General features: G+C 66.5%; 8 protein-coding genes. 1 reads left to right on the top strand and 7 read right to left on the bottom strand.

Features of this window, described 5'->3' with window-relative positions; translation table 11 throughout:
• Positions 1 to 115: 115 nt before the first annotated feature.
• The 5 genes from ACOJTB_RS16755 to pheS form a co-directional block, all read right to left on the bottom strand.
• Positions 116 to 1,195 (bottom strand): tartrate dehydrogenase, encoded by a 1,080-nt coding sequence (locus tag ACOJTB_RS16755; RefSeq protein ID WP_420103663.1) that lies wholly within the window; start codon positions 1,193 to 1,195, stop codon positions 116 to 118.
• Entirely contained in the window at positions 1,192 to 2,103 is a 912-nt protein-coding gene (locus ACOJTB_RS16750) for an alpha/beta fold hydrolase (protein WP_420103662.1), read from the bottom strand. Before ACOJTB_RS16750 ends, ACOJTB_RS16755 begins: the two co-directional genes overlap by 4 nt.
• A gap of 130 nt (positions 2,104 to 2,233) precedes the next feature.
• Positions 2,234 to 4,657, bottom strand: coding sequence for a phenylalanine--tRNA ligase subunit beta (pheT, locus tag ACOJTB_RS16745; protein ID WP_420103661.1), 2,424 nt, complete (start codon positions 4,655 to 4,657; stop codon positions 2,234 to 2,236).
• Between the two features lie 22 nt (positions 4,658 to 4,679).
• On the bottom strand, positions 4,680 to 5,855 hold the full coding sequence (locus tag ACOJTB_RS16740; protein WP_420103660.1) for a ceramide glucosyltransferase: 1,176 nt from the start codon (positions 5,853 to 5,855) through the stop codon (positions 4,680 to 4,682).
• A 28-nt stretch (positions 5,856 to 5,883) separates the two neighbouring features.
• Entirely contained in the window at positions 5,884 to 6,966 is a 1,083-nt protein-coding gene (gene pheS, locus ACOJTB_RS16735; protein ID WP_420103659.1) for a phenylalanine--tRNA ligase subunit alpha, read from the bottom strand.
• 107 nt (positions 6,967 to 7,073) lie between these two features.
• Here pheS and ACOJTB_RS16730 point away from each other — a divergent pair, with 107 nt between their 5' ends.
• Positions 7,074 to 7,835, top strand: coding sequence for an LOG family protein (locus tag ACOJTB_RS16730; RefSeq protein ID WP_420103658.1), 762 nt, complete (start codon positions 7,074 to 7,076; stop codon positions 7,833 to 7,835).
• 267 nt (positions 7,836 to 8,102) lie between these two features.
• On the opposite strand, the gene rplT is transcribed toward ACOJTB_RS16730, so the two are convergent.
• A complete protein-coding gene (gene rplT / locus ACOJTB_RS16725) occupies positions 8,103 to 8,477 on the bottom strand; it encodes a 50S ribosomal protein L20 (protein WP_420103657.1) in 375 nt (124 codons plus the stop codon).
• Between the two features lie 28 nt (positions 8,478 to 8,505).
• Entirely contained in the window at positions 8,506 to 8,706 is a 201-nt protein-coding gene (rpmI, locus tag ACOJTB_RS16720) for a 50S ribosomal protein L35 (RefSeq protein ID WP_038361062.1), read from the bottom strand.
• Positions 8,707 to 8,926: the final 220 nt, after the last annotated feature.

Genomic DNA, 8,926 nt, shown 5'->3' with positions numbered 1-8,926 from the left:
AAGCAGCGGATCGCTCAGCGAAAACGACGTCAAATCCATGGGCGAATGCCCCCCTTGTCCATGCTCCGGCCGCATCCGCGGCTCTGATTGCGGCGCGATGCGCCGTGTTGCCGGCTCAGCCCAGCGCCTGCGCCACCGCCTTGCCGGCAGCCTCGGTGCCCAATGTTCCGCCCAGATCGCGGGTGCGGGTGCGGGCATCGCCCAGCGCCCGCTCGATCGCGGCCTCGATGCCCTTGGCCGCATCATGCTCGCCGAGATGGTCGAGCATCATGGCGCCGGACCAGATCATGCCGACCGGATTGGCGATGCCCTGCCCGGCGATATCGGGCGCCGAGCCGTGAACCGGCTCGAACAGCGAGGGGAATTCCCCGGTCGGGTTGATGTTCCCCGACGGCGCGATGCCGATGGTGCCGGTGCAGGCCGGGCCGAGATCCGACAGGATGTCGCCGAACAGATTGGAGGCGACGACCACGTCGAACCGGTCGGGATTCAGCACGAAATGCGCGGTCAGAATGTCGATATGGTATTGATCGACCGCGACATCGGGATACTGCTTCGCCATTTCCTTCACCCGCTCGTCCCAATAGGGCATGGTGATGGAGATGCCGTTGGATTTGGTCGCGGAGGTCAGCTTCCGGCGCGGGCGGCGCTGCGCCAGTTCGAAGGCGTATTTCAGCACGCGGTCGACGCCCACGCGGCTCATCACCGTCTCCTGGATGACGATCTCGCGCTCGGTGCCTGCATACATGCGCCCGCCGACCGAGGAATACTCGCCCTCGGTGTTTTCCCGCACCACGAAGAAGTCGATATCCCCCGGCTTGCGGCCGACGAGCGGGCCGGGCACGCCCGGCATCAGCCGCACGGGACGGAGGTTCACATACTGGTCGAACTCGCGCCGGAACAGCAGCAGCGAGCCCCAGAGCGAGATATGGTCCGGCACCTGTGCCGGCATGCCGACCGCGCCGAAATAGAGCGCGTCATGGCCGGAGATCCGTTCCTTCCAGTCCTCCGGCAGCATGCGGCCATGCCTGGCGTAGTAGTCGCAGGAGGAGAAATCGAACTCGTCGAGTTGAAGTTCGAAGCCGTAGCGCTTGGCGGCGGCCTCCAGAACGCGCAGGCCTTCCGGCATGACCTCCTTGCCGATGCCATCGCCCGGGATGACGGCGATGCGATAGACGCGGTTGGTGCGGCTCATGATGCGGCTCCGAAGAAGGTCGCGAACTCCTGCGCGACCTGGTCGGGCAGTTCTTCAGCGAGGTAGTGCCCACCCGGGAGGGCATGGCCGCGCACATCCTGCGCACGCTCGCGCCACAGCGCCAGCGGATCGAAGCATGTGCCGATGATGCCGTTGCCGCCCCAGAGCGCGAGCAGCGGCTGGGCGAGCTTTCGTCCGCCATCCTCGTCGTCATGGCGGATATCGATGGTCGCGGCGGCGCGGTAATCCTCGCAGGAGCCGTGGATCACGGCCGGATCGGCGAAGCAGCGCAGGTAATGCGCCAACGCTTCCCGCGCGAAGGGCGTCAGTCCGGCCGAGCCCGAGCCGCATTTCTTGCGCCAGAAGGCTTCCGGATCGGCCCCGATCATGCGCTCGGGAAAGGGCGCCGGCTGGATCAGGAAGAACCAGTGCCAATAGGCGCGGGCGAAGGCGTCGGTGGTGCCGGCATACATTTCCCGCGTCGGAGCGATGTCCAACGTGGCGAGCTTCAAAACGCGGTCGGCATGGTCGAGCGTGAGGCGATGGGCGACCCGGGCGCCGCGATCATGCGCCCCGACGAAAAAGCGCTCATGACCGAGCGCGCTCATCAACTCGGCCATGTCCTGCGCCATGGCGCGCTTGGAATACGGCGCGTGGTCGGCATCGGTCGGCGGCTTTTCGCTGTCGCCATAGCCGCGCAGATCGGCGCAGACGAGCGTGAAGCGATCCTTCAGCCGCTCGGCCACCTTGTGCCAGAGCACATGAGTCTGCGGATAGCCGTGCAGCAGCAGCAGCGCCGGCCCCTGCCCGCCCGTGCGGACGCGAATGCGCGCGCCCGAGGTTCGGACATCGAGCAGGCGGAAACCGGGAAACAGGCTGTCGGCGACAGGAACGTCGGTGATCGTCATCGAAAGGATTTCTGCAATAATCTGTTGCGGATAGCGCGAAAGCGCGGCGAGTTCTGCCGCGGATTATTACATAATCCTGATCAATGGTGGGGCACCCTCCCTTCTCCCCAAGGGAGAAGGAGCAGCCGCCTCAACCCCGCAGCGTCGCGCCGTAGCGCTTGGCCATCTCTGCGACGATCTTGCCGCCCACCGCCTCGATCTCGCTGTCGGTCAGCGTCTTTTCGGTCGGCTGGAGCGTCACGGCGAGCGCGACCGACTTCTTGCCGGCCTCGACGCCCTGGCCCTCATAGATGTCGAAGACGTTCGCGCCGGCTATCAAGGCGCGGTCGGCGTTCTGCGCGGTCTTCGCCATGTCCCCCGCCGCAACGGATTGATCGACGATGAAGGCGAAATCGCGGGTCAGCGGCTGGAAATCGGACAGAACAAGCTTGGGCTTCACCTTGGTCGGCTTGGCCTTCGGGGCCGGCAGCGCATCGAGATGGATCTCGAAGGCGACCAGCGGGCCCTTGACGTCGAGCGCCTTCAGGATGCGCGGATGCACCTCGCCGAAGCCGCCGATGACGCCCTTGGGGCCGAAGCGCAGCGTGGCCGAACGGCCGGGATGAGCCCAGGCAGGGCCTTCCGGGACGATCTGCAGGCCGCCGACCGGCACGCCGAGGCCGGCGAGCAGCGCCAGCGCATCGGCCTTGGCATCGAACACGTCGACCGGCTTGGCGGCGCCGTCCCAATGACGCCCCTGCCCCGCCAGGTGCGCCGTGCCACGCCGCAGGGCGGTGGCGGCCATCTTCTGGCCCTCCGGCTCATCGCTGAGGAAGATCTGGCCGACCTCGAACAGCGCGACATCGGGATAGCCGCGATCGGCATTGCTCTGAGCGGCGCGGATCAGGCCTGGCAGCAGAGAGGGGCGCATATCCGACAGATCGGCCGCGATCGGATTGGCGAGCGCCAAAGCCGGCGAGCCGCCACCGAACAGGGTCGCCTGATCCTTGGAGATGAAGGACCAGGTCACGCCCTCGACGAGGCCGCGCGCCGCCAGCGTGCGCTTGGCGAGCCGCGTGCGCTTCTGGAGCACGGTGAGAACGGGCTTCACCACCTCGCCTTTGATGCGCGGCAGCGGGGTGGAGACGACACGGTCGAGCCCGGCGATGCGGACGATCTCCTCGACCAGATCGGCCTTGCCACCGACATCGGCCCGCCAGGACGGCACCGAGACGGTGACGCGCTCGCCCGAGCCCGACACCGCGAAGCCGAGCGAGGTCAGCGCCTGCAGCATCTCGGCCTGCGGCAGTTCGAGGCCCGTGAGGCGCTTCACCTCGGCGAAGGGGAAGTCGATCGCGACAGGCGCGGCCGGGATCTGCCCGGCGAGGACGATCTCGGACGCTTGCCCGCCGCAGAGATCCAAGACCATGGCGGTGGCGCGTTCGAGGCCCGGAAGGGCGAAGTCCGGATCGACGCCGCGCTCGAAACGGTAGCGCGCATCGGAGTTGATGCCGAGCGCGCGGCCGGAGCGGGCGATGTTCAGCGGGTCCCAGAGCGCGCTCTCGATCAACACATCGGTGGTGGCCTCGTCGCAGCCCGAGGCCTCGCCGCCCATGATGCCGGCGAGCGATTCGACGCCGTTGTCATCGGCAATGACCACCTGCTCGCCCGTAAGCGCGTAGGTCTTGCCGTCGAGCGCGAGGATCGTCTCTCCGTCCGTCGCCCGGCGTACGGTGAGATGGCCCTTCACCTTCGCCGCGTCGAAGACGTGGAGCGGGCGGTTACGGTCCAGCGTCATGAAGTTGGTGATGTCGACCAGTGCGTTGATGGGGCGCAGCCCCACGGCGCGCAGGCGCGCCTGCAGCCAGTCCGGCGACGGGCCGTTCTTCACCCCGCGCACGAGGCGCAGCCCGAAGGCGGGGCAGAGCTTGCGGTCGTCTTCCGCAAAATCGAGCGTCACCGAAACCGGGCACGGGAAGCTGCCGCTCACCGGCTGGATCGGCGCCGTTTTCAGCGTGCCGAGGCCGGCGGCCGCGAGGTCGCGGGCGATGCCGGCCACGCCCAGCGCATCGGCACGGTTCGGCGTCACCGCGATCTCGATCACCGCATCGCCGAGCCCGGCATAGGCGGCATAGGGCTGACCGACGGGGGCATCGTCCGGCAGATCGATGATGCCGTCGTGATCCTCCGAGATCATCAGCTCGGCGGCGGAGCAGAGCATGCCGTTGGATTCGACGCCGCGGATCACGCCCTTGCCGAGTGTGATGTCCTTGCCGGGGATATATGTGCCGGGCGGGGAGAAGACGCTCTTCATGCCGGTGCGGGCATTGGGCGCGCCGCAGACCACCTGCACGGGCTCGCCGGCACCGGTATCGACCATGCAGACGCGCAGCCGATCGGCATTGGGGTGCTGCTTGGCCTCGATGACATAGGCGATGGTGAAGGGTGCCAGCGCCTTGGCCTTATCCTCGATCGCCTCGACCTCCAGGCCGACGCGCGTCAGGGTTTCGGCGATCTCCGTCACGGAGGCGTCGGTTTCGAGATGCTCTTTGAGCCAGGAGATCGTGAACTTCATCGCTAGACAGACAGGCTCGGGATCAATCGGAAATCTTGGCGGTGGTCAGGCCGGGAACGGCATCGTTCAGCCGATTGTCACCATCGGTCGCGATCTTCATCGCATTGCCGCGCCAGCTCACCTCGCCGCCGACGAATGCGTAAGCCCAGACGCCGGGAAAGGCGATGTCGCGCACCAGCATGGCGAGCGGCGTGCGCCAGTTCATGAACCAGCCCGTGCTCGCCGACAAGGCGATGTCGCCCGCATACCAGAGCCCGAGGGCCAGCAGCGGCGCGAGCCAGACCGGCAGGCCGAGCGCGGGGGCGCCGAAGGCGGCCAGAACCGCCGCCAGCAGCGGCGCCGATATCAGCTCCAGCATGAAGTAAGGCAGGAATGTCACGCGCCGCAGCCGGGCCCAGCGGAACTGGCGCTGCACCGCATCCGCCAGCCTGCGCGGGCCGAGCGGCTGCTCGAAAGGCTGGCCGACGAGATGGACATGCTTGCCCGCCGCACGCACGAGCTTGGTCGAGGCCGCATCCTCCGCGATCTCGGCGCCGAGCGCGGCAATGCCGCCATTGGCGTCGAGGAAGGGCTTGTTCCAGAGCATCGACTTGCCCTGCGCGAAGCCCATGCCCAGCGCTTCGCCGACATATTGCCAGCGCGCCTGGAACGCATTGAGAAAGGCGCACTCCACCTCGGCGCCGAAGCTCTGCGGCCGGGAGCCGGCCGGCGTCGAGCAGACGAGGCCGGTATCAGGGCGCCAGGCCGCCAGCATGCGCTGGATATAATCCTTCGGCATCAGCACGTTGGAATCGGCGAGGATGACCCAATCGGTCGTCGCCTCCTCCCAGCCGCGCACGCAGTTGTTGAGCTTGGGGTTGGCGCTGACGGGAACGTCCCCGACGATCAGCCGCACCTTCTCGGCGCCGTAGCGGCCGATCAGCTCCTCGACCAGCGGGATGATGGGGTCATGAGCGTCCGCGACGCAAAAAATCGTGCTGTAGCGCGGATAATCGAGCTCCAGCCCCGAGACGGCGGTCTCGCGGCTGAAGGCCTCGATGCCTCGCACCGGCCGCACGATCGTCACCGGCGGCAGCTCGGCGAGCAGGGCCGAACGCTCCAACGGCCGACGCAGCCGCCAGATCGCAATCGCCTGGCTGGCGAGATTGGTCGCGAGGACGAGACCGGCGGCGACCGCCGCCCAGCCCGCAGGCGTCATGCCGCCCTCCTTTGCAAGGACGCGATCGTCACGAGGACAAACCGCCCGTCAGGGTCGGCAGATCGAGCGGGCGGAAACCGTAATGCGCGAGCCAGCGCACATCCGCCTCGAAGAAGGGGCGCAGGTCAGGCATGCCGTATTTGAGCATGGCGATGCGGTCGATGCCCATGCCCCAGGCGAAGCCCTGATAGATGTCCGGGTCGAGCCCGCAATTCTTCAGCACGTTCGGGTGAACCATGCCGCAGCCGAGAATCTCCAGCCAGTCCTCGCCCTCGCCGAAGCGGATTTCGCCGCCCTTGCGCGAGCACTGGATGTCCACCTCCATCGAGGGCTCGGTGAAGGGGAAGAAGGACGGGCGGAAGCGCATCTTCACATCGTCGATCTCGAAGAAGGATTTGCAGAACTCCTCGAGAATCCACTTCAGATGGCCGAGATGGGCCGATTTGTCGATCACCAGCCCCTCGACCTGATGGAACATCGGGGTATGGGTCTGGTCAGAGTCGTTGCGATAGGTGCGGCCAGGACAGATCACCCGGATCGGTGGCTCTTGCGCCAGCATGGTGCGGACCTGCACCGGAGAGGTATGGGTCCGCAGCAGCTTGCGCTCGCCATCGGCGCCGGGCGCGAAGAAGAAGGTGTCGTGCATCTCCCGGGCCGGATGGCCGACGGGGAAGTTCAGCTTGGTGAAGTTGAGATCGTCGGTCTCGACATCCGGCCCCTCGGCGATGGCGAAGCCCATATCGCCGAAGATCGCGGTGATCTCGTCGATGACCTGGCTGATCGGGTGGATGCGCCCGCGCGACTCGGGCCCCTCCTGCACAGGCAGGGAAATATCGACGCGCTCGGAAGCGAGACGGGCCTCGAGCGCCGCCTCGCCCAGCGCCTCCTTGCGGGCAGCGATGGCGCTCTGCACGCGGTCGCGCAGTCCGTTGATCTGCGGGCCCTTCTCCTTGCGCTCCTCCGGCGTCATCGCGCCCAGGGTCTTGAGCAGGCCGGAAATCGAGCCGGACTTGCCGAGCGCGCCGATTCGGACATCCTCGACGGCAGCCTCGTTGCCTGCCGCGTCGAGCGCGGCGAGAACGTTGCGTTCCAGAGTGGCGAGATCGGTCATGAACAGTCGCAAGCGTTTGAAGGCATCAGAACCGGCGCGTTCTAGCGGGAACCACCGGCTTATGCCAGAGCGCTCCGACACTTTGCCGACAGATGCAGGAGCGCACCATGGCCGACAATACCGCGCAGAAGCGTTCGCCATCCTATCGGCTGGCGGCGCTGGACAGCGACTTCATCCTCGGCGACTCGACCCGCGGCGCCCGCTTCATGCTCGAATACCAGAAGGCCGAGGATGCGCTGAGGGCGCGCGGCGTGCTCTCGACCCTCGTCGTCTTCGGCTCTGCCCGCGTGCGGGAGGGCGATCCGCGCTATGAGGCCGCGCGGGCCTTCGCGCATCTGGCCTCGCTGCGAGGCGGCGCTCTGCGGGACGGCGAAGCGGGCCGCTACCATGTCATCGCCACCGGCGGCGGGCCGGGCATCATGGAGGCCGCCAATCGAGGGGCGGCGGAAGCCGGCGCGATTTCGATCGGCTTCAACATCACCCTCCCGCATGAGCAGGAGCCGAACGCCTTCTCGACGCCGGACCTGACCTTCCTCTTCCACTATTTCGCGATGCGGAAGATGCATCTGGCGATGCGGGCGGCCGCGCTCGTGGTCTTCCCCGGGGGCTTCGGCACGTTGGACGAGCTCTTCGAGATCATGACGCTGGTGCAGACCGGGAAAATGCCGCCGGTGCCGGTCGTCCTGTTCGATTCGGCCTATTGGAAGGGGCTGCTGAACCTCGACACGATGCGGGAGGCCGGATTCATCAGGGCGGAGGACCTGACGCTGTTCTCCTATGCCGACACGCCGGAGGAGGCGTATCATTGCATCGTCGAGACGTCCGGTGATAGCTGGAACCCGCCGGCGAACGGCAGCGTGCAGACGTAAGCTTCCACCAAAGGGGCGCGGGACCCCTCTCCTGTAAGGACAGGGGTAGCGGTGAGGTGTTGGTCCCTAGCCCAGTAAGGCGCACCGACCGGACTGCAGCTGCGGTCAGGTTACGGCCGCAGCTTCCAACGGCCGACACCTCACCCTGCCCTCTCCTTACAGGAGAGGGTTCCCCGCGCTGTCCTCGCCTCATTCAAAACCGATACAGCCAAAGAAAAAGGCCGGCGTTTCCGCCGACCTTTTCCAAATCCGTCGAAACCGGTCCGCTCAGGCGGCCTGGGCTTCCGTGCCGAGCGCGCCCTTCACGGTCTCGACCACCGCGGCGAAGGACGCCGCATCGTCGATGGCCATGGCCGACAGGGTCTTGCGGTCCAGCTCGATGCCGGCCTTGATCAGGCCGCCGATGAAGACCGAATAGGTCAGGCCGTGCTCGCGCACCGCAGCGTTGAGACGCTGGATCCAGAGAGCGCGGAACGAGCGCTTCTTGTTCTTGCGGTCGCGATAGGCGTACTGCATCGAGCGATCGACGGCCGCCTTGGCGGCGCGGATCGTGTTCTTGCGACGGCCGTAAAAGCCCTTCGCAGCCTTGAAAACCTTCTTGTGCTTGGCATGGGACGTTACGCCCCGTTTCACGCGAGCCATTTTATGATCTCCGGTGTCTCAGGTGGCGTCAGCCGTTGGGGAGGAAATACTTCTTCACGTTGGCCGCATCACCCTCGAACAGGGTGGTGGTGCCGCGGTGATTGCGGATCTGCTTGTTGGTCCGCTTGATCATCCCGTGACGCTTGCCGGCCTGGGCGTAGAGCACCTTGCCGGTACCGGTGATCTTGAACCGCTTCTTGGCGGCCGATTTGGTCTTCATCTTGGGCATTTCAGCTCCTATCGGTCATAGGCCAGCGCGCCTTGCGGCGGCTTCGGCCAAATCTTGCTTTCAGGAAGCAAAGATCGATCGCCACGGCAGCCCTTATCAGCCGGGCGATCGAAGGACGCGCGTATCGCAGAAACAGCCGCGATTGGCAAGCGAGACGTTTAGCCGGCCGGATGGGCGCGGCCGGCTCTTGACGCGGTGCGCGCCGAGAGCTTCCACACGA

The sequence above is a fragment of the Allobosea sp. genome (assembly GCF_048595345.1).
Lineage (GTDB): Bacteria > Pseudomonadota > Alphaproteobacteria > Rhizobiales > Beijerinckiaceae > Allobosea.
Note: the sequence above shows the minus strand (reverse complement) of the source record. Positions and strands in the feature narration are given on the sequence as shown.